The sequence below is a fragment of the Sunxiuqinia sp. genome (assembly GCF_055140945.1).
Genome location: NZ_JBSQYS010000013.1, coordinates 80,848 through 103,324 on the forward strand (window position 1 = coordinate 80,848; position 22,477 = coordinate 103,324).

Here is a 22,477-nt window from a genome sequence, read left to right on the forward strand (position 1 = left end):
ATAGTTGGTTTAGGTTAAAAATTAGTTACAGGTCAAGCTCCTCCATAATGGCTTCAATTTTATCTTCAGCAGCTTTTTCTACCGCATCGTATTCGGCGCGGGAATTTAATTTGGCTGCCACTTCAAAATAGAATTTAATTTTAGGCTCGGTACCTGAAGGACGCACCGATATTTTTGTTCCGTCTTCGGTAAAAAACTGCAACACATTTGCTGTAATCTTCTGATCGATTTTCTTGCTCACACCACTAAGCAAGTTTTTTTCGGTCAGGTCAGCATAGTCTTTTACAATTTTTAGTTTGCTTCCACCCAATTCTTTTGGCGGATCGTTACGGAAAGTCACCATCATCTGCTGAATTTCATCAGCTCCGGTTTTCCCAGGACGAACGATGTATTTCATTTTTTCTTTTGAATAACCGTATTCCAGATAGATATCCTGAATCAGCTCGTACAGGGTTTTGCCCTGGTCTTTTGCCCAGGCAGCAATCTCTCCCATCAACGCGCAGGAAGAAACGGCATCTTTATCGCGCACAAAATCAGCCGGCATAAAACCAAAGCTTTCTTCGCCACCACCAATATATTTCTTTTGACCTTCAAGGTCGCGAATTATTTCGGCAATATATTTAAATCCGGTAAAAACGTCGAAATACTCAATGCCATTAGCACGAGCGATATCGGCAATCTTCTCAGTTGAAACAATGGTTTTTACAATGAACTCATTTCCTTTAAGCGCATTGCTTTCTTTCATTTTTGTAATGATGTAATAAATGAAAAGCAAGGCGGTTTGATTCCCATTTATAATGATGAATTCACCTTTGTCATTTTTAACAGCTACTCCAAGTCGGTCGGCATCCGGGTCAGACGCTAACACCACATCGGCATCAATTTCGGCACCCTTTTTCATGGCCATATCCATGGCCGCAGTTTCTTCGGGGTTTGGAGATACTACTGTCGGGAAATCGCCACTTACCACATCCTGCTCAGGCACGTTAATAATATTTGTAAAACCAAACGCCCGCAGTGCAGCAGGAATTAATTTCACCCCTGTTCCATGAATCGGCGTGTAGACAATTTTCAGATCCTTATGTCTGGCAACAACTTCAGGAGCAATAGAAACTGTTTTAACTTGCTCCAAAAACTTCTGATCCATTTCAGCACCCAAAATCTCAATCAAGTCTTTATTGCCTTCAAATTTGATATCCTCGGCGTTTACTTTGCCAACTTCATCAATAATATTTTTATCATGAGGACCTACAATCTGCGAACCGTCAGTCCAGTAAGCTTTGTATCCGTTGTACTCTTTGGGGTTGTGCGAAGCAGTTAAAATAATACCACTTTGGCAGCCTAGTTCACGAATGGCATACGACAATTCCGGTGTTGGACGCAAATCTTCAAATAAATAAACTTTGATTCCATTTGCGGAAAAGATATCGGCACTTTTTTCGGAGAACAAACGGCTGTTGTTACGGCAATCATAACCAATGGCAACTTTAATTTCCTGCCCGGCAAACTCCTTATTTAGGTAGTTACTCAAGCCTTGAGTTGCTGCACCGACAGTATAAATATTCATCCGATTTGTTCCCGCACCCATGATTCCGCGTAAACCTCCGGTACCAAATTCAAGATCACGATAAAAGGAATCGATCAGCTCATTTTTATCCTCCTGCTCCAACATCCGTTTAACTTCGTTGCGGGTTTCTTCGTCGTAAACATCGGTTAACCATGTTTGTGCTTTACTGATTACCGCATCTAAAACATCTTTATTTGTTGTCATTTTTATCTATTTTTTTATTTGAACAATACATTTTTTCAGGCTATCGCGCCAGTAGGGAATTTGAATTCCAAAAATACGTTTAATTTTAGATTTATTCAGAACGCTATACGCCGGACGCACGGCCGGAGTAGGATAATCTTCGGTTGGGATTGGTCTGACATTGCAATTAATTTCATAAATTTCATGAATCGATTTGGCAAAATCATACCAACTACAAACGCCTTCACCGGAATAATGGTAGATACCGGGCTTCCAAAGGCATTCTTTATTTTCTGTTTTTGAAATGATTGTTAAAATTGCTTGCGCCAGATCTCCGGCAAAGGTTGGAGTGCCAATCTGATCGTTGACCACCTTTACTTCGTCCCGTTCCAATCCAAGCTTGATCATCGTTTTCAGGAAATTTTTCCCGGTAGCTGAATACAACCACGAAGTCCGGATAACCATGGCCGACTTCGATTCTTTCAACAAAGCAATCTCACCATTGAGTTTACTTTTTCCATAAAATGATTCCGGGTTCACTAAATCATTTTCGGTATACGGCGTATAGCTGGTTCCATCGAATACATAGTCGGTTGAAATATGAATAACTTTGAAATTGTAGGCTACAGCTAATTTCCCAATCCAGCCGGGCACCTTTGTATTTAATAAACCTGCTAATTCAGTATCTCTCTCAGCAACATCAACTGCCGTATATGCTGCACAATTAACCAGGTAATCAGGCTTCACATTTTCAACAAAGTCATCCAAAGCCACTTTGTCTGTTAAATCCAATTCATTAATGTCAGTAAAAAAGAATTGAAAATCATGATATTGATTCGCAATTGCATTGATTTCTGAACCCAATTGTCCTTCAGCACCGGTAACAAGAATTTTCACCATAACTTAAAAGTTGTATTCCGCTTCTTCAAATAATACATTCTTTTGATCTTTGTCAGATACCAAGGCATCTTTTTCATCCACTTTCCAGTCTATATTTAGTTGTGGATCATTGTATACTATTCCTCTTTCAGCTTCCGGATGGTAATATCCATCGCATTTATAGGAAAACACCGCCGTTTCGCTTAATACGGAAAAGCCATGTGCAAACCCACGCGGAATATAAAACTGCTTTTTGTTTTCGCCACTCAATTCAAGGCCAAACCATTGTCCAAAGGTTGGCGAATCCTTCCGCAAATCAACTGCTACATCAAAAACAGCTCCTTCAATCACCCGCACGAGTTTTGCTTGCGCATAGGGCTTTAACTGATAATGTAACCCTCGAATAACCCCTTTGGTTGACTTCGACTCGTTATCTTGTACAAAAGAAGTTGATATTCCTGCTTCTTTTAGATTTTTTGCGTTAAATGATTCTAAAAAATATCCGCGCTCGTCCTTAAAAACCCGGGGTGTTAAAACCAATAATCCTGCTATCGGAGTATTTTTAATTTCCATGAAAAGTTGATTCGATTAAAATGAAGTTATTTTTTTATGCGCCAGTTTATAGAGATACTCGCCATACTGATTTTTCATGAGTGGCTCTGCCAGCTTTAGTAGTTGCTCTTTATTAATGTATCCTTTTTTGAAAGCAATTTCCTCGAGGCACGACACTTTCAGCCCCTGACGTTGCTCAATGGTGGCGATAAAGTTCGAAGCCTGCAATAAGCTGTCGTGAGTACCTGTATCAAGCCAGGCAAAACCGCGCCCCAATAGTTGAACTTTCAACCGTTTTTCTTTCAGGTACAATCGGTTCAAGTCAGTAATTTCCAACTCTCCCCTTGGCGAAGGTTTCAGCGATTTTGCTTTCTCAACCACATCATTAGAATAAAAATAAAGACCTGTTACCGCATAATTCGACTTGGCCTCCTCCGGTTTTTCTTCAATTGACAATACATTCCCTTGCTCATCAAAATCCACGACTCCGTAGCGTTCCGGATCATTTACGTAATAACCGAAAACCAAAGCTCCATCCTGCAACTGTCCGGCATCGCCTAATATTTTACTGAAGTTGTATCCGTAAAAAATATTGTCACCTAAAATTAAACAAACCTGATCATTCCCAATAAACTCTTCGCCAATCAGAAAGGCCTGAGCCAAACCATCGGGCGATGGCTGAACGGCATATTGCAAGTCAATCCCCAATTGCGATCCATCACCCAATAAATCCTGATAAACCGGCACATCCTGAGGCGTTGAAATAATCAGGATTTCGCGTATGCCGGCCAGCATTAATACTGACAATGGGTAATAAATCATCGGTTTGTCGTAAACCGGTATTATTTGTTTTGATATTGATTTCGTAATTGGATACAATCGGGTTCCGGAACCTCCGGCTAAAATAATTCCTTTCATAACTAACTTATTTTTAGCAATTCATCGAAATATGAAATTGTTTTTGTCAATCCTTCTTCCAATTGAATTTTGGGTTCCCAACCATCCAATTTTTCCTTTGCCAGCGAAATATCGGGTTTTCGTTGAATTGGATCATCCTCAGGCAAAGGCAAGTAAACTATTTTAGATCGGCTTCCAGTCAGCTCAATAATACGTTGAGCTAACTCAAGCATTGTGAACTCATTCGGGTTCCCAATATTCACCGGACCAATAAATTCATCCGGTGTTTTCATCATGCGTTTAAATCCTTCAACCAAATCATCGACATACTGAAAGCTTCGGCTTTGCAGTCCATCTCCAAAAATGGTGATGTCCTCGTTTTTAAGCGCCTGTACAATAAAGTTGGAAACCACTCGCCCATCGTCCGGCTCCATTTTAGGACCGTAAGTATTGAATATACGAACGATTTTAATGGGTACATGGTTTTGCGAATAATAATTAACAAAAAGTGACTCCGCACAACGTTTTCCTTCGTCATAACACGAACGCACGCCTATGGGGTTAACGTTGCCCCAGTACGATTCAGGCTGTGGATGCAATTCCGGATCGCCATACACTTCGCTGGTCGACGCCTGCAATATTTTAGCTTTTACCCGTTTTGCCAAGCCCAGCATATTGATTGATCCCATTACCGATGTTTTAATCGTTTTGATAGGATTATATTGATAATGAACAGGAGAAGCCGGACAGGCCAGGTTGTAAATTTCATCAACTTCAATATAATAAGGCATAATGATATCGTGCCTTACTAGTTCGAAATAGGGATTATCCAGAAGATGAACCACTTTTTGCTTTGAGCCGGTAAAGAAATTATCCAGGCAAATAACTTCATGGCCATCATTTAAAAGCTGTTCGCATAAGTGGGAGCCTATAAATCCGGCACCCCCGGTAACTAAAATGCGTTTTTTTCGAGCATCCATTTGGGTCAGTTTTTTTTCTATTTAAGCGGCCAGTTTAAAAGTTCTCATTTCAGCCAATCAAACTTCAAAAGTGGCAAACAATTGTACTATTCAGACTACTGACCAAAAGTAGAAAATAAATCAGTTTCGACAACAATAATCGAGCTCCAATACCGTGCCGCCAGTTGATTTATCGACCAATTGGCGACCAACTCAAATATAGAAAGAATAGCGAGTTATTAAATCTGCTCGTTTTCACCAAAAAAGCACTGAGAATCTTTGAATTATAGCATATAAATCCTAATTTTGCGGCGCATTTAAACAAATATAAAGTCTAACTTATTAATTAATTGATTATTACATGACAGAAGAAAAGAAAGAGAACCTCGAACCAAAAGAGGAACTCGAACAACAAGATGCAGCACAGGATGTGCAACGGGAACACGAAGTAGTTTCTGAAAAAGTAAGTGAAAAAGAAGAAGACAAAGCCGAAGAGCTTGTTGAAAAAGAAGGTGTTTCCTCGCTAGCCACTGAGGAAGAAGAAGCAACAGAGGTTGCTGAAGAGCCCGCCGCCGAGTCGGAAGAATTTGACTGGGCTGCACTGGAAGCAGACGATGAAGGTTTTGCTGGTAAAAAGAATACCGAACTCGTGGATCTTTACGACAATACCTTAAACACGGTTCAAGAGAAAGAAGTACTGGAAGGTACTGTTATCTCAATGAACAAACGCGAAGTTGTTGTTGATATCGGCTATAAATCTGACGGTATTGTAAGCTTAAACGAATTCCGTTATAACCCGGAACTGAAAGTTGGGGATACGGTTGAAGTTTATGTTGAAAGTCTTGAAGACAAAAAAGGACAAATGATCCTGTCGCACAAAAAAGCACGTGCAGTCCGCTCTTGGGACCGTGTTAATGATGCGCTGGACAAAGACGAAATTATCAAAGGATACATCAAGTGTCGCACAAAAGGTGGTATGATTGTCGATGTATTCGGAATTGAAGCTTTCTTGCCAGGTTCACAAATCGATGTGAAGCCAATCCGCGACTATGATATGTACGTTGGTAAAAACATGGAATTCAAAGTGGTTAAAATCAACCAGGAATTCCGTAACGTCGTTGTATCGCACAAAGCATTGATTGAAGCAGAGCTTGAGCAACAGAAGAAAGAAATTATCTCTAAATTGGAGAAAGGTCAGGTGCTTGAAGGAACTGTTAAAAACGTTACTTCATACGGTGTATTCATTGACCTTGGTGGTGTTGACGGATTGATTCACATCACTGACTTAAGCTGGGGACGTATTTCTCATCCGAATGAAATCGTTGAATTGGATCAAAAACTGAATGTTGTAATCCTTGATTTCGATGATGACAAAAAACGGATTGCCCTTGGCTTGAAACAATTGACTCCTCACCCATGGGACAACTTGGATACTGAGTTGAAAGTTGGCGACAGCGTGAAAGGCAAAGTTGTTGTAATGGCTGACTACGGTGCGTTTGTTGAAATCGCTCCGGGAGTTGAAGGTTTGATCCACGTTTCAGAAATGAGCTGGTCACAGCACTTGCGCAGCGCTCAGGACTTCTTGAAAGTTGGCGACGAAGTAGAGGCTCAGATTTTGACATTAGATCGCGACGAGCGTAAAATGTCACTGGGTATCAAACAATTGAAAAAAGATCCATGGCAAGAGATCGACACCAAATTTGGTATCGGAACAAAACACAGCGCAACGGTTCGCAACTTCACCAACTTTGGTGTATTTGTTGAAATCGAAGAAGGTGTTGACGGATTAATTCACATTTCAGACTTAAGCTGGACGAAGAAAATCAAACACCCATCTGAATTCACTTCAATTGGTGCTCAAGTCGAAGTTGTTGTGTTGGACATCGACAAAGACAACCGTCGTTTAAGCCTTGGACACAAACAATTGGAAGAAAATCCATGGGATGTGTTCGAAACTATTTTCTCTGTTGATTCTATCCACGAAGGAACCGTTGTTGAATTATTTGACAAAGGTGCAACGATCGCTCTTCCATATGGTGTTGAAGGATTTGCAACTCCTCGCCACCTGGTAAAAGAAGATGGTTCAAAAGCCAGCCTGGAAGAAAAAATGGACTTCAAAGTGATTGAATTCTCTAAAGCAGCAAAACGGATCATTCTTTCTCACTCACGTGTATTCGAAGATGAGAAAAGATCAGAAGAAACTGCTAAAAAGAAAACTCAAAGCAAACAAACTGCAAAAGCAATGAAGACTGTGAAAGACAGCCAGGAAAAAACAACTCTTGGTGATATCAGTGAATTGGCTGCTTTGAAATCACAAATGGAAGCAGAAGAGAATAAAGAAAAATAGATCATAAACTCTATCAATAGTTTCAACAGAAATTCGTAAATTTCATTCTATGGAATTTGAAATTATCAAAAAAGGGGATCAGATTGTTGTTAAAGTTTTGTCGAAAAAGCTTGACACCAATAATGCTCCGGAGCTAAAATCAGAGTTGATTGTTTTAGGTAACGATGGAGCAAAAAACATCATTTTAGATGTGAGTAACTGTAGTTATGTTGACTCATCGGGACTAAGTGCAATATTAGTTGCCAACCGACTTTGCGAAGATGCTATCGGAACGTTTATACTTTGCGGTCTTCAACCTGATGTTGAAAACCTGATACGAATTTCGATGCTTCACACCGTTCTACTGATTACAAAAGATGTAGAAGAAGCAGAGAAGCTACTGATCGAAAAGAGCAAACTTTAACAGGAGTTCCTGTATGCAGATGCCTTTTCAATTGACAATTCTTGGAAGTAGTTCAGCAATGCCTACTTCTAAAAGATATCCAACCGCTCAAGTGCTCAATGTGCTTGGGCGGTTCTTTTTAATAGACTGCGGTGAAGGCACCCAACACCAATTGCGAAAGAATGGAATCGGTTTTGGGAGGCTCAATCATATTTTTATATCACACCTCCATGGCGATCATTTCTTTGGTCTGATCGGGTTTATTTCAACCCAGGTACTGCTTGGACGAACGAATGACCTGCATATTTATGCCCATTCTGAACTGCAACGCTACATTCAATTTCAAATTGAATTTTTAAAAATTGAAGAATTAGGTTTCCGGTTGGCCTTTCATCCGCTTAACTTCAAGAAAGAGCAGCTTATTTTCGACGACGAGAAACTAAGCATCACATCTTTTCCGCTCAACCATCGCGTGCCCTGTTGTGGCTTCCTGTTTAAAGAAAAAAACAGGGAGCCCAATATCAAAAAAGAACAAGTCAAAAAATACAAGATTCCAATCCGGGAAATCAAAAACATCAAATCCGGAGCTGATTTCACAGCTGAAAATGGTAAAATTATTCCGAACAAAGATCTGGTAATTTCTCCGTCAAAGCCACGCTCATTTGCCTTTTGCTCTGATACAGCTTATCACGAAAAGGTAGTTCCAGTTATACAAGACGTTGATATTTTATACCACGAAGCAACCTTTGCAGATTCGGAAAAACAACTCGCAAAAACAACATTCCATTCAACCGGCAAACAAGCTGCACTTATTGCACAAAAAGCTCATGCCGGGCAATTGTTGATTGGTCACTTCTCGGCCCGCTATAAAGAACCTGATATTCTCTTAGAAGAAGCTCAAAGTATTTTCCCAAATACAACGGCAGTTACCGAAGGTGATGTGTACGAAGTAATCCGAGATTAAAAGAGAAAGCGAGTTGGATTATTCCTCGAAAAACTCTTTATTAAAATTAACCAGATAGAGCTCTTTTACCGGACGGGTAAACGCGGTATACAACCATCTTAAATATTCAACATTCAGCATATCTTCAACCAGATATCCCTGATCAATAAAAACAGCATCCCACTGCCCCCCTTGGGCTTTATGGCAGGTAACCGCATAAGCAAACTTAACCTGCAACGCATTGAAGTGTTTATTCTCTTTAATTTTCTCCCAACGCTTTTTCTTACTTCGAATATCCAAGTAATCCTCCGCTACCGATTCATACAACCGTTGACTTTCTTGGTAGCTTAACGATGCCGTCTCAATATCGAGTGTTTCCAGCAAAATCTTGCAATCGATCTCCAAATCGTCGTAGTCCAAAAACTTCAGGCACACATTGGCAAAATGAAAACCATACAATTCTTCATATCCGTAAATTGATTGAACTTGTACAATATCACCATTGGCAATAAAATCCAGCCTTTCATCGTCACTCAGCCAATAGTAGTTGTTCTTTACAATCATCAATAAATCCCCAATAGTTACCTGAGCTTCTTTATATAGAATTGTAGAACGAATACCTTCATTAAATTTATTGGCTCGTTTATTTGATCGGGTAATGACCATCGTTTGCTGCTCTCCAAATTTATCGTAGCACTCAGTAATTTTATCAATCAACTCTCCTCCCCCAATTCGCTTGATATCAGTAAAATTAGTCGTCTCAATGGGAAAATAAGCAGGATCAGAAAAACCTTCCCCAACCAACGAGCGAATATTAGTAGCATTGTGTAAGATTCCGGAATCGAGCTCTTGACGTACAACTTCTGTTAACTCAAGATGCATCACTTCAGCCCCATACATCTCCAGCTCTGAATGATCCAGAGCCGGGCTAATTGCCATGCCAACCGGTGGAAGCTGGGCTGTATCGCCAACCAATATCAATTTGCAATTCTGTCCCGTATAAACGTACTCATAAAGGTCATCCAACAAACGCCCGGTTCCAAAAACCGACCCTTCAGGAGAAGAATTGGAGATCATGGAGGCCTCATCGACAATAAAAAAACAATTCTTTGTTAAATTTTTGTCAAGTGCAAACTTCCCAAAACCATCGGTTGTTGATTGTTGTCGATAGATTTTTTTATGAATGGTATACGCACTGCAACCAGTGTAAGAAGCCAAAACTTTTGCCGCTCGCCCCGTGGGAGCCAACAGCATAGTGCGAAACTTAAAACTGTTAAGTGTTTTAACCAGAGCATTTAACATGCTCGTTTTCCCTGTTCCCGCATATCCTTTTAATAAAAAAAGCACATCCGGGTCAGGACGTGTGATAAATTCACCCAGTTTTTCGGCAAGCACAGATTGACCTTCTGTTGGCTCAAAACCTAGATTTCCGCGAATTTGTTCTTCAATGTGTTTTTTTAACATTGATGCGAAATTATAACTATTCCACAGATAGTAATTTAATTTTTTTTATAAATTTGCATGCAAACAAAAACTAATCTTAAAACGATAAAGATGAAGACAGTAATTCAAATCGTACTTATAGTCGCTGCAATCATCCTTGCATACCTTATCTACGACAGTGTTGAAAGACCTATTGAATTTGAGAAAGCAAAAGATGCCAGATTTAAAGTTACCGTACAAAAATTGAAAGACATCCGTAAAGCGGAATTAGCTTATAAAGATGTAAACGGCGAATTTACAGGCGATTGGGATACATTGATCAACTTTGTGAAGCATGATTCACTGCCATTAGTTAGGAAAATTGGTATGCTTACCGATAGTATGATTGAAGCAGGATTGACTGAAGAAACTGCAATAAAAAAAGGCTTGATCATTCGTGACACCATTAACGTGAGTGTTTTAGAAAACGTATTCAACGAATCATATCCAATTGATAAGCTAAACGTAGTGCCGGTAAAAGGGGTTGACGCAAAATTCCATCTAGGTGCAACAGAAATTACAACTGGTTCAGGAATCATTGTTCCGGTATTTGAGGCTAAGGTTCATAACAATACAATTCTCGAGGGCTTGGATGAACAGCTGATTATTAATCTTAATGACCAAAAACGTACGAATGGCAAATACCCGGGACTAAGAGTTGGTTCGTTAACTGAAACAAACAACAATGCCGGTAACTGGGAGTAATAAAACGTATGCAACAACATTTACATCTTGTTGACGAAACTTTCGATTCTAATTTCACCCAAGAATATTATTTATCCATCCAGTTTAGTCTGGATGGATTTTCTTTTTCTATCCGCGATGGATTGCAAAACAAGTACATCTATCTTTTCAATAAGGATTTTTCGGGTAACCCCAAACTCTTACATCGCAAGTTAAAGGACATTTTTGATCAGTTTGAAATCCTGCAAGCTGATTTCAAATCCGTTCAAATTATGTATGTATCGCCGGGAAAAATGCTTTTAATCCCCGACGAATTTCTATCGGACCATGATGCAGTTGAAAATTACAAGTTAAACCTGAGTGTGTCAGATGAAGAGGAACTGAACCACCTTCCGATAAAAAAATACCAATCTGTTCTTCAGTTTGCTATTTCCTCAAAAGTCAAGCGTTTTTTTGAAGACAAGTACCCGGGAGTTATTATTCAGAATGAATTGGTCAACTACTTTAACCGGATTGAAAAAAACAATAACACAGAAGAAGGACTCCATATTTTACTGTACAAAAATCAACTAACAATTGCTTTAGCTGGGGATTCAATTCGCTTTTGTAATTCGTTCAAGTATCGTAACGACAACGACTTATTATATTACATTTTGCACGTTGCCAAAATGGCTGAAGCCGAACAAAACCTTCAAATACGGCTAAACGGCCGTGTTAATAAACGTTCGGCGATTTATCATCACTTAAAGCAATATTTTAAAAATGTCGTCATCGAAAATAGGAGTACCGAAACCTATTACAGCTACCTGTTTGATCAACTTCCTGATGCAAGATTTGTTAACCTGTTAAACAACCATTTATGAGAATTGTAGGAGGAACACATCGCGGAAGGCAATTTAGCCCCGGGAAGTCGTTTAAAGCGCGCCCCACAACCGACCGTGCTAAAGAAAGCTTGTTTAACATCCTGACAAACAGAATCGACTTTGAAGAGCTAAAAGTACTTGATCTTTTTTCAGGCACAGGAAGTATTTCATTTGAGTTTTTTTCTCGTGGATGTGCCAATGTAACTACAGTAGAACTGGATTACCAACACCATGAATTCATACGCTCGGTAATCCAAAAACTGGGTGCCAAAGAAGAAATTCGAGCCATTAAGGGAAATGCATTTAAATTCTGTGAACAAACTGTTGATCAGTTTGACCTGATTTTCGCAGATCCGCCATACGATCATCCCAAATTCAACGAAGTCCCTGAGTTAATTCTGAAAAATAATTTACTGAAAGATGATGGGCTTTTTATTCTGGAACACTCCAAGTATTATGATTTTTCAAGTTTCAACGAATTAGTGGAAACCCGTAAGTACGGCAGTGTTCATTTCAGCTTTTTCAAAAAAGCGGATGCAGGAATTCCACTTTAGCCATATTAAAGTCTCTAAATTCATTTCTATCTAGATTCAGAGATTGATGAACCCACTGTATTTAAGCAGTTAGAAGATGCAGAGAATTGAGTGAAACACTTGTGAAGAAAGAATGGGAAACAGAAGTTGGTTATATATATCACTAAGAGGACTAGCAAAAGATTTACTGAGTGTACGGAAAGGTTATCAAACAAAACTGACGGTCTGCTCTCCTTTCTGAAACACAATATACTTTTGCTTAAGCAAATAAGAAGATAGTCTGTAAAGATTAAGATTGTTCTTATCATCGTTATTCGTGATCTGTTAGAGTAGTATTCTAAACAAATAGGTAGTCGCTATCCTTTTCTTCATCAATCAGACTATCAAGCCGCTCCTCTCAATACCAAGTTCCAGGCCTCGTAATTCGGCCTGCCCTTTCAGCAAACCAATAGCCGAATACCCCGGATTTGTCTTTTTCTTTAAGTCATCCAAAATCGTATGCCCATGGTCGGCACGCATCGGAATTCGATCATCGTGCCTGTTCATGGCATTCCTTTTTCGTTGTTCTTTCAAAACGGCTACAATCACACTATACATGTCCACATCGCCGCGCAGGTGGCTGGCCTCGTGAAAGCTGCCGTCAATATTTCGTTGTGTACTACGGAGGTGTAAGAAATTAACTTTATTACCCAGCCGGGCAATTATTCCGGGTATGTCATTATCAGCACGAACACCCAGCGAACCAGTACAAATGCATAATCCATTATAAATTGAGTCCATGATATTGACGATGTAGTGCAAATCGTTTTCCGTACTAACCACGCGTGGGAGGCCAAAAAGAGGAGTTGGCGGATCATCTGGATGAATGGCAAGACGAACTCCTGCTTCAATTGCAACCGGCACGATTTGCTTCAGAAAATACGTTAGGTTTTCGCGGTAAGCATTGGAATCGATCAATTTATATTCTGCCAAACGAGCCCTAAAATCCTCAATAGAATAACCTTCCTGTCCACCAGGCAAACCTGCAATAATATTCTTTTGCAAGATGTACTGCTTTTCAGAACTCATAGCTTCAAATTTCTGCTTTGCCATTTCAATCTGTGCTTTGCTATAACCGGCCTCAGCTCCTTCCCTTCTTAAAATAAATAAGTCAAAAGCAATGAAATCACTCATATTAAACTCCAATGCCCTTGCCCCATCACTCAATTCGAGTTCCAGATTCGTGCGGGTCCAGTCAACTACCGGCATCCAGTTGTAGGTCACCACCGGTATTCCAACTTTTCCAACATTGCGGATTGATTCCTTATATTTCTCAATCCATTTATCGCGCGTTGCTTTGCCCTGTTTTATATCTTCATGCACAGGTATACTCTCAATCACACTCCAGGTCAGTCCCCTCCTCACGGGAGGTTGAACACTCTCATCAAACTCAATTAGTCTTTTCCTTTCTGCAATGGCCTCTTCTGGCCAAACTTCACCTATTGGTACTTCGTGAAGAGCCGTAACAATACCTGTTGCTCCGGCTTGTCTGATATCTGTTAAAGTAACAGGGTCTGAAGGTCCGTACCACCTCCATGTTTGTTCCATTCCCATCGTAATCTTTTTTAGAATATTCTATTAGCTTTCTGTACTATTTCAATTTATCTGCCATCTTTTTGGCAATTAAACCTGATGCAAAGCCGGGAGATAATCGATATAGAAAGTCCATCATTTTGGCATCCTTACCTAGTATTATTCGAACTTTATTCCCCTCCATTCCATCCAGTATTTGCAGGGCTGCATCTTCCGGCGCCAAAATCTTCATGCCTTGCTTGGCATCTTTTTCCTTGTTCTCTTCTGCCAAACCAGAATTAGCTTTAATATTTGTTTTTACCGCTCCCGGGAAAACCACAGATACCTTCACCCCTGTTTCGCGCAATTCACCGTGCAAAGCTTCGGTCATCAGTTTTACGGCTGCTTTGGCTGCACCATAAATTCCTTGTCCCGGAACCGGTAAAAACCCACCCATACTGGATAAATTAATAATATGAGCTTCAGGCCTTCGAAGAAGTGCAGGAAGAAATGCTCTTATCAGGTTTAGGGTGCCATAGAAATTCACATCCATAATTCTGCTGATATCCTGATCCGTTAAATCCAAAATTTTAACAAAAGGCTGAATGATACCGGCATTGTTGATAATCCCATCAACTGCAGCATACTCCGGATTCTGTGCAAATTCAACCACTTTTTCAGCGTTGGTGATATCCAACACGACTGGTCGTATATTTTCAGGTGCCAACGCAACTGTCTTTTCCAGATTTTCTTTGTTAACATCAACAGCGATAACTTCTCCTCCGCGAGAGATAATTTCAGCAACCAGTTCGCGACCAATACCACCACCGGCTCCTGTTACGATAAGTTTTTTCCCTTGTACTTTCATGCTAACTTTTTAAATTGATGTTTTTATGAACTTATTTGCTGGCCGGGGTAACACGTTCAGACTTACCATCATATCTACCGGCCAGTTTACATGTACAATGATTCGAATCCTTTTCAGTCATTAGCAATTCCACATTAAACCAGCCCGACTTAAAACTAACGAGCATACCTTCTTCTGTTAACGCTGCTTCTTTAATATCAACCGTGCCATCCTTCTTTGAAGAAACCGTTCCTTTCCATTCTTCGCTGTCGTGCCTCAAGTCAACAATTAACTTGGAATCACCTCCTGGTGTTCCTTTAATCTCAACGTTCCATTTCCCAATAAAAAAATCAGATTTGTTGCCACTAGCCAAAGTAACAATTGACAATGAAACAAAGAAAAATATAATAAATAAACTTTTCTTTTTCATGTTTCAATTTTCTTGTTCTTTGCTTGACTAAACAGCTGCTTTGCCTGGTCAAACGATCGTTTATATAAATTCAGAAATTCTTGAACACATCAGATATTTACGCTAATGAGAAACATACATTGAGTGACCCCCAGTGAAGGCCACCCAATCTTTATTTTACTCATTAACAAGCCTCTGGTCATACTTGATTTCACCAACTTCTTGTGGCTCGCTCCCATCATCAAAAACCGTTAGCTTAACCTCATCTCGTTTTCTCTTGTTAAGTTTGATCGTTGCGGTACCATTCCGAACTCCTTCACAAGCATTGATAAGATAAGTCAGTACTTCCTTCGGCAAAGGATCGCCGTTTGAAATAAGAATTTTGTCAAAGCGGCCAACAGTTTTTGAAGCAAGCTCTTTTAGGCTCTCTTCAAACGTTGCCAAACCTGCGTCTCCCTTCATCAATGACACAGAAGAGGAAACCCCTTCTCCACTGATAAGAAGCTTCTGGTCAGTTACCAGATATGCCATATTCCCTTGAGTGTGACCTTTCACATGATAGGCAATCACGGATGTTACTCCCAGGTCGAAAGTATCTCCGTCATTTATGGCTTTAAACTGGTCAGCAGGCCTGTTCGGAGGAAAGTCTTTCAACTCAAACTTATCCCATTTTTCTTGCGAAGCAAAGTAAGGCCTATTCGAAAGCATTCTTTTAGATAAAGGTTGTCCACCATCCTTGTCATACCATTCAATATCCTTTTGATGCATATAGACGTTCTCGAAATCGCCGGCACCACCTGTGCCTCCTAAATGATAGTGCGTTACCAGCACCGAAACAGGTTTGTCTGTCAGAGTTTCCACAAAAGTCCTTAAGTTTCCAACTCCAATCCCTGCGTCAATAAGCACCGCTTTTTCAGTGCCTTCAACAAGATACACGTATGCTGCCCGGTCTGAACATTGTATTTGCGTAACTCCATCCGTTATTTTCGTGGCATGAAAAATTATGTCATTGTATCTGGCGGATGTTTTCGTTGGAGTCCATTGAGCTCCATTCACTATTTGTGATATACCACAGACTAGAAATAGAGTGGTCAATAGTGCCAAATTCTGATAGATTCGTTTTGTTTTTGATTTCATAAGTTCTTAATCTTTAATCGATGAAAATTCCCGTCACGATCAATATTCCTTAGGGATTTCCATATCCTTTTTGGCTTCTTCAATTAGAGGATCCCAGTCAAAAGTCCTTACACGGTTCATCCAAATTGGATTAACATAGTGCTCTTCAGCTAAGGACGCATAGGTTTTATACACATCAAATGCTTCTGTTAACTGAGAAATAGAGGCCTCCTGATAGGTTTTGTCTTCTGTTTTTTGATAAAGTGCCAAGTTTGTTGCAGCGTCAATTTTAAGTGCATAATACTTCCCAAGCATGGCCATCAGTTTAATATCGGTCAATGTTCGTTTTAACTCAGGATCATTTACACCCTGCAATTCTTTTTGCAATTTCATAGCTTTTTCCGAATTCTGATGCAGTATCTGTGCGACTTCAAAAGGAGTTTTAAGATCAGTTGTTCCATCTGCCTCTTTCATTTTGACAAATTCGTAAATGGATTGATAACCAGATAATGGATGTGGGTCTGAAGCGATAAAGCGTTTCACGTCGTGAAACCCTTTTTTATTTCGTGCCGAGCGTGGTTCACTCATACAGCCTTCGACATACCATTGCATATCATGACCAAAGAAGTGAAATCCGGTTGTAACCGGGTAGGTCATAGAGGCTGCATTCCATGCTGTTAAGAGTTTTTCTCCATCAATTTCAGGGAATCGGTATTGCATGATCTGAGCCATTCTTTGATTAGAAAAATTAGGATCATAACCTAACCTACCCCACAACATCCATGAAAACCAATGTCTTTTGATTTCAACCGCTCCTGATACATCTGGATCTTTACTGATAAAATCACGCCCCCAGACCCATCCGTCGGATCCCATATAATATCCACGAGTAACATCATCAGGAAGATTTTGAATAAACTCACGAACAAAATTCGGAGCTCCCCACCGGAACATATAATTATCATCGTTTCGTAAAGTCCAAATAGTTTCCATTCCTGCAGGCTTGATGTCCTTAACAAAATCCACATGAAAATCATGTGTGGTATTACTGTAAGAGTGTGCTCCTGAATATTTGTAACTAAAAATAAGATCAATATTCTCGTTTTCGATTACCGGACCAAAGCTGGCTTTCACTTCTTCGGCTTTTGTCCAATGCTGACGATGAATTAAGGTAAATTTCCGATCAGGCATCTCTGCAGCAGCATCCAACATTCCTTGTCCATAGGTCTCAAAGGCCCAGTTCTCAGCGCCAATCGGGTCGTGCGGATCCATATTTTCGCCAGTTGTTAATCCAAACCCGCTTAAATCAGGATAAGCCCTAAACATGGCGGCAACACTCTTCCTGAAGTAATCCTTGGTCACTTCGTTATTTTGGTCGTCAGTTATACCATATTTTCCATAAATACCATAGTCATAAATATTCCAGTTTAAAATAAAAAAATTGATATTTCTGTCCTTTGCATATTTCATTACGTTACGCCAGAACTCCATTTTTTCGTCCATTGTGATTTCAACCACAACCTCTGTAGAATCCAGCACCTCAGGTCCACCGAAGTTTTGGCCTTTCAATGAATACCAATCCTTTAACTTTCCAGTAGATCTTACTACATTATCCAATGCAATATCTTCGTAACCAGGCGTTCGCACCATTGAAGGGAAACAATTCAAACTCCAAATAGAAATGAAGTTATATCGGTCTTTTGCAAGGGCATCGATATACTCTTTCCAAAAATCCATATCCCACATTACAGGTATGTTCTGTTGTCCTGCATCACCCATTTGCGTATAGGTAGGTGTCCTTGCATCCAGTGGGATATTTAGCTTTGTTCCTCGCATTTTTGTATATGGATTTTGAGTAACTTCTTTTATATTTTTCAATCCATACACTTGAATTTGTTCAGCCAACTCAAGCCCGCCATACATAGCACCTGAGTTACTTGTGGCAATAATTTGAATCTTTTTATCATCTTTAACCAAACTAAAACCTTCTTCCTCAATACCATCCTTATTCGACTGCAGACTAAATACTATATCAGCATTTACATCTTGAGTCAATTGAAGTTTCATTCCCTTTTCAGTTAATGCTTCCTTGATATTGTCTAATGCAAACTGAATTTTAGGATCTGTCTGCCCGACATTTAATGTTACTTTTTGGGTTGCATTAGCGCACCCAAACAACGCAATAGACATTATTACAATGTTTATTTTTGATTTTAAAAAGACAAAAAACGATTTTTTCATAATTATTTATTTATTGGTTTTTGTTCATAATCAAAATACTCAGTCAATGGAAAGCCGGGCTTAATGGCCTGGTATGACTAGAAAAAAATCTGTGCTTGCATAATAAACTGCCATTTGGTATCTGTAATAACATTTTGGCCTGCAACCAAATTATAGATTGGTCTGCTCGATCCCTGAAAAGTCCACTTAATATTGTGCCCCATTTGCAAGATATTGACACCTATATCAAACTGTGTAGAAGCCTCATCCAGTGCTTCAAAATCTTTATAGGTAATGGCACTAAATGGCTGAATTTGTGAATTCATCATCTTATTTGGTAAGAGATAGCCAAATTCTCCTCTTAAAATGCTACCAGTACCAACCTCCCATTCGCTGTTGCCTATACCTTGTGGAATAGCCATGCCCTTATCGGCCATGGATACATTCATTCGGCCTGCAGACCTTATATAGTCTTTGCCAAAGTCATAATTAAAGTAACCTAAATAAGATGTCATTGCACCACCATTCTTAAAAGGGAGATCAACGAATAAATCAGTAGAAAAAAGAAATATGTCTGCAACTTCGAGATTCTCAGCCTCTGTTCTTGAAAACATGGCTTCCGGGTGATAATAAAAACCAGCGCCAATGTTGAACATTTTTGCCTTTCCTAGATTATTCATGGTAATGGCGTGCGATTGACTCTCCTTATCAAAAAACTGCCAACTGAAATAACCTTTATAGGCCATATTATCATTAGCTCTCGCAGTTGTACTATTGTCATTGGCCAAATCTGTTCCTGTTAAGAAAGGCTTAGCAACTGACATCCGATAATTTAGTTTTGCAACAGTACCTTTAGCATAAATCCCTAATTGTCTTCCAAACCTATCCCAAATACCCGCTACTGGGTATGTAAACGCCGGATTATCTATAACCAATCGTTTTGTTGCGCTACTGTTGTTGTAACGTGAAATTCCATTCCAGGTATGTAACCCAAACCCAACATGAAGAATATCTTTCTTCAAAAAGAATTCAGTGTGAGCATTATACAATGAAAATTGAGGTTTTTCTGAATTATTGAATGTTAGCCCATCAGACCCCATTTGAGTGAATATATACACCTTATCCAATAATGATGTGTAAAAAATTAAGCGACTTCGTCTTATTCCAACATCAAAATCACTAGCTTCATATACACCATTCATATCCGGATTATTTTGAATTACTCTTGTCCAAACTTGATTTATCATAACGAAACCTGCATACGATGATTTATCTTCTGATAAATAATATCGAAGTTTAGGATGCGTTAATTCACTTTGAGCAATTAAGTTTTTGCTACAAATGCCTATTAACACTATACTGAATACGATTTGTAGCACTATTTTATTTACACTCATATCTCTTTTTTATAATTTTCAGGAATTAATTAACAAGACAGCCAGTTCTGTTCTATCGGTCTTTGGAATTGCCCAAAGCGTTATTGTGGCATCGGGAGAAATCATCATCACTTTCATTCTGAAATTTAACTGATCCTTATCCTCGATCTTTTTCGCACCAAAGTTCAGGTACATAATTCCCACAATTGCTTTCTCGCTTGTAATCCCAACCAAAGGGTTTTATTGGCTTTTCATTTTCAGCTAGATTTGATCATATCGGTCCAATATCACTCCGCATTCCCTGGGGTTATCCTACTTAACTCGTTCAAGACAACTTCCGGAGACAAGGCCTTATTCACCTTCTCAACCTGAATCTCCTTTTTGACTTCAAAGCTCTTGTCCAATCTAAAGTCCTTACTTGACGCACCAATGTGGATTTGGTAAGTCCCTGGTTCTGCAATCCACATTGACCGATCTGCATCGAAAGAAGCTAAGTCCATTTTATTAAGTGTAAACTTGATGGTTTCCACCTCTCCTGGTTGAAGCAATGCTGTTTTTGCGTACTTTTTTAGTTCATAGGCGGGTTTTTCCAATTTACCATCAGGTGCTGACAGGTACAATTGAACAACTTCTTTACCGGCAGCTTCACCTGCATTTTTTACAGTTAGTGAAATATCAATCGTTTCTGTAAATTTCTGACTACTCGTTTTCAGATCGTCATATTTAAAATTGGTATAGCTCAAACCATAGCCAAATGGAAAGGCCTCTTCAATATTAAATGAACCATAGTACCTATAACCTACATAAACACCTTCGTTATAAACGGAGGTCGGCTGACCAGCTAATTCTAATCCGGGGAAACTTGTTGCTGAGGGAACATCGGAATAGCTTTTGGGAAAAGTGATCGGCAATTTCCCGCTTGGATTAATTTTCCCCATAACAACATCTGCTAATGCATCGCCAGCCACCTGACCTGGTTGCCAGGCGACCAAAATAGCATCAGCCAAATCGCGCCAACTTGCCGTTTCAATAGCGCTGCCAATGTTGAGTACAACGATTACCTTTTTCCCTTTTTTATGAAAAGCCTCGCTGATGTTTGTTAAATTTTGCAACTCCGTTTCAGAAAGCTTAAAATCATATTCTATTTCCCGATCTTTACCTTCTTCTGAGTTTCGACGAATGGTAACCAGCGCCACATCTGCATTTTGAGCAGTTTCCTTCGCCAACCGGCTATCAATCTGCAATTCGGGAGCTCGTGCAATCCTCCCTCTGATCCGATCGATAAATCTGCTTCTTGGCGTATTCTTATTGATATAACCGTTGTAAACATCAGCCAACGGTTTGTAGCATTTAAATCCGGCCTCTTCTAATCCGGAGGCAAAAACCTTTGGCTCCGGTGCATTCATAACAAACCCACTCCCTGCACCTCCGGCATTGGTTACGTAAGAACCATTTCCGAATAGTGCAATGCTTTTGTCAAAGTCTACAATTGGTAAAACTTGATTCTCATTTTTAAGCAGTACCATTCCATCAGCAGCAACTTTTCGTGCAACATCAATATTCGCCTTCAAATCAGGCTTATTCGAATAGGAATAATTCTGAAACTTAGGCGTTCTCATGATCAGGTTCAGAATATGCTCTACTCGTTTATCCAAAACTGCGTTACTCAATCTCCCTTCTTCAACCGCTTTGATGATGTCCTCTGATTGATGTGGCCCGGGCATAATTAAGTCTAGTCCGGCATTCATTTGTGCTCCGGCATCAGCCTTCACCCCCCAATCTGTCATGACTAAACCATTAAAACCCCAATCCTCTCTAAGAACGTCATGTAGTAAATCGCGATTGGCAGTACAGGGCTTTCCATTCACTAAATTATAGGCAGCCATTATTGTCCAAGGCTCAGATTCTTTTACTGCAATCTCAAAGCCCTTAAGATAGATCTCACGCAGTGCACGTTCACTGATTACTGCATCCACATTGGTGCGGTTGGTTTCCTGATTATTCGCAACAAAGTGTTTCAGCGACACACCAACACCTTTCGACTGAACACCACGAATCATAGCTGCCCCCATCTTTCCAGACAATAATGGATCTTCTGAAAAATATTCAAAATTTCTTCCATTCAATGGATTACGTTGGATGTTGACCGCTGGCGCTAAAAGGATGTCTACACCGTATTCCGCAACTTCGTTTCCATAGCTCTGCCCAAGCTTATAAACCAATTCTTCATCCCAGGTTGATGCCACAGCTGTTGCCACAGGAAAAGCCGTACTAAAATATTTATTCTCTAAATCTTCAGGCCGTCTCAAAGCCAGACTCACTCCGGCCGGGCCGTCAGCCATAACTATTGAGGGAATTCCTAAGCGGGGAATGGCCAGTGTCCATCCTGCCCCTTTACTGGCAGGCGGGTCCACTGTGTATGCCAGTGTACCCTCGGCGGGCTGAAAGGGGTTCATCTTTGCACCAATCATTGAGCTGGATTTAATGCCGGGGCCTACCACAAAACTGGCTTTTTCCTCTAAGCTCATTGCAGCAATGACCTCTTTAACGGGCGCTTTGCCTAATTGCGGAGCTTTAGGGGAAGCTTCCTGCGCATGTGCACTATAGGAAATAATTCCTGACAGTATCATTCCGGCAATTACAAGCTTGTTAATTAGTTTTCTCATCTGCTTAATATTTTTATTTAT

At 39.9% G+C, this 22,477-nt stretch carries 20 protein-coding genes; 6 read left to right on the top strand and 14 right to left on the bottom strand.

The features are described 5' to 3' along the window. Positions 1-25: 25 nt before the first annotated feature. Genes ACTB00_RS08305 through ACTB00_RS08325 form a run of 5 tightly spaced genes read right to left on the bottom strand, consistent with a single transcriptional unit; the run spans position 26 to position 5,058 of the window. The gene (locus ACTB00_RS08305; RefSeq protein WP_463299447.1) at positions 26-1,771 is read right to left on the bottom strand and encodes a phospho-sugar mutase; all 1,746 of its coding nucleotides are present in this window, start codon (positions 1,769-1,771) and stop codon (positions 26-28) included. 6 nt (positions 1,772-1,777) lie between these two features. Further along, positions 1,778-2,650: a dTDP-4-dehydrorhamnose reductase gene (gene rfbD, locus ACTB00_RS08310; protein WP_463299448.1), complete on the bottom strand. Its 873-nt coding sequence runs from the start codon at positions 2,648-2,650 to the stop codon at positions 1,778-1,780. 3 nt (positions 2,651-2,653) lie between these two features. Next, positions 2,654-3,202 (bottom strand): dTDP-4-dehydrorhamnose 3,5-epimerase, encoded by a 549-nt coding sequence (gene rfbC, locus ACTB00_RS08315; protein WP_463299449.1) that lies wholly within the window; start codon positions 3,200-3,202, stop codon positions 2,654-2,656. Between the two features lie 15 nt (positions 3,203-3,217). Next, entirely contained in the window at positions 3,218-4,099 is an 882-nt protein-coding gene (rfbA, locus tag ACTB00_RS08320) for a glucose-1-phosphate thymidylyltransferase RfbA (RefSeq protein ID WP_463299450.1), read from the bottom strand. A gap of 2 nt (positions 4,100-4,101) precedes the next feature. Continuing rightward, positions 4,102-5,058 (bottom strand): UDP-glucuronic acid decarboxylase family protein, encoded by a 957-nt coding sequence (locus ACTB00_RS08325; protein WP_463299451.1) that lies wholly within the window; start codon positions 5,056-5,058, stop codon positions 4,102-4,104. Between the two features lie 340 nt (positions 5,059-5,398). On the opposite strand from ACTB00_RS08325, the gene rpsA reads away from it, so the two are divergent. The 3 genes from rpsA to ACTB00_RS08340 are packed head-to-tail and all read left to right on the top strand — an operon-like array spanning position 5,399 to position 8,730. After that, complete coding sequence (rpsA, locus tag ACTB00_RS08330) at positions 5,399-7,384, top strand: 30S ribosomal protein S1 (RefSeq protein WP_463299452.1); 1,986 nt, start codon at positions 5,399-5,401, stop codon at positions 7,382-7,384. A 49-nt stretch (positions 7,385-7,433) separates the two neighbouring features. Continuing rightward, positions 7,434-7,787, top strand: coding sequence for an STAS domain-containing protein (locus ACTB00_RS08335; protein ID WP_463299453.1), 354 nt, complete (start codon positions 7,434-7,436; stop codon positions 7,785-7,787). A 13-nt stretch (positions 7,788-7,800) separates the two neighbouring features. Further along, positions 7,801-8,730, top strand: coding sequence for a ribonuclease Z (locus ACTB00_RS08340; RefSeq protein ID WP_463299454.1), 930 nt, complete (start codon positions 7,801-7,803; stop codon positions 8,728-8,730). Between the two features lie 18 nt (positions 8,731-8,748). On the opposite strand, the gene ACTB00_RS08345 is transcribed toward ACTB00_RS08340, so the two are convergent. Beyond that, positions 8,749-10,173, bottom strand: coding sequence for an ATP-dependent DNA helicase (locus tag ACTB00_RS08345; protein WP_463299455.1), 1,425 nt, complete (start codon positions 10,171-10,173; stop codon positions 8,749-8,751). Between the two features lie 90 nt (positions 10,174-10,263). Here ACTB00_RS08345 and ACTB00_RS08350 point away from each other — a divergent pair, with 90 nt between their 5' ends. The 3 genes from ACTB00_RS08350 to rsmD are packed head-to-tail and all read left to right on the top strand — an operon-like array spanning position 10,264 to position 12,292. Beyond that, entirely contained in the window at positions 10,264-10,896 is a 633-nt protein-coding gene (locus tag ACTB00_RS08350) for a hypothetical protein (RefSeq protein ID WP_463299456.1), read from the top strand. An 8-nt stretch (positions 10,897-10,904) separates the two neighbouring features. Then, positions 10,905-11,738, top strand: a complete 834-nt coding sequence (locus ACTB00_RS08355) for a DUF3822 family protein (RefSeq protein ID WP_463299457.1) — start codon at positions 10,905-10,907, stop codon at positions 11,736-11,738. Beyond that, complete coding sequence (rsmD, locus tag ACTB00_RS08360; protein WP_463299458.1) at positions 11,735-12,292, top strand: 16S rRNA (guanine(966)-N(2))-methyltransferase RsmD; 558 nt, start codon at positions 11,735-11,737, stop codon at positions 12,290-12,292. The genes ACTB00_RS08355 and rsmD overlap by 4 nt, the downstream gene beginning before the upstream one ends. Positions 12,293-12,646: 354 nt before the next feature. Here the strand turns inward: rsmD and uxuA are convergent, their stop codons facing one another. The 8 genes from uxuA to ACTB00_RS08400 all read right to left on the bottom strand — a co-directional run bounded on the left by uxuA (position 12,647) and on the right by ACTB00_RS08400 (position 22,456). Then, the gene (gene uxuA / locus ACTB00_RS08365; protein WP_463299459.1) at positions 12,647-13,864 is read right to left on the bottom strand and encodes a mannonate dehydratase; all 1,218 of its coding nucleotides are present in this window, start codon (positions 13,862-13,864) and stop codon (positions 12,647-12,649) included. A gap of 37 nt (positions 13,865-13,901) precedes the next feature. Then, positions 13,902-14,690 (bottom strand): SDR family NAD(P)-dependent oxidoreductase, encoded by a 789-nt coding sequence (locus ACTB00_RS08370; RefSeq protein WP_463299460.1) that lies wholly within the window; start codon positions 14,688-14,690, stop codon positions 13,902-13,904. A 31-nt stretch (positions 14,691-14,721) separates the two neighbouring features. Continuing rightward, a complete protein-coding gene (locus ACTB00_RS08375; protein WP_463299461.1) occupies positions 14,722-15,099 on the bottom strand; it encodes a hypothetical protein in 378 nt (125 codons plus the stop codon). Between the two features lie 156 nt (positions 15,100-15,255). Beyond that, positions 15,256-16,215: an MBL fold metallo-hydrolase gene (locus tag ACTB00_RS08380; protein ID WP_463299462.1), complete on the bottom strand. Its 960-nt coding sequence runs from the start codon at positions 16,213-16,215 to the stop codon at positions 15,256-15,258. A gap of 39 nt (positions 16,216-16,254) precedes the next feature. Next, positions 16,255-18,435 carry a hypothetical protein gene (locus ACTB00_RS08385; protein ID WP_463299463.1) on the bottom strand — a complete coding sequence of 727 codons (2,181 nt, stop codon included), beginning with the start codon at positions 18,433-18,435 and terminating at the stop codon, positions 16,255-16,257. A 77-nt stretch (positions 18,436-18,512) separates the two neighbouring features. Next, a complete protein-coding gene (locus ACTB00_RS08390) occupies positions 18,513-19,811 on the bottom strand; it encodes a hypothetical protein (protein WP_463299464.1) in 1,299 nt (432 codons plus the stop codon). A gap of 18 nt (positions 19,812-19,829) precedes the next feature. Next, positions 19,830-20,024: a hypothetical protein gene (locus ACTB00_RS08395; protein WP_463299465.1), complete on the bottom strand. Its 195-nt coding sequence runs from the start codon at positions 20,022-20,024 to the stop codon at positions 19,830-19,832. A gap of 53 nt (positions 20,025-20,077) precedes the next feature. Further along, the gene (locus ACTB00_RS08400) at positions 20,078-22,456 is read right to left on the bottom strand and encodes a glycoside hydrolase family 3 N-terminal domain-containing protein (protein WP_463299466.1); all 2,379 of its coding nucleotides are present in this window, start codon (positions 22,454-22,456) and stop codon (positions 20,078-20,080) included. Between the last annotated feature and the right edge of the window lie 21 nt (positions 22,457-22,477).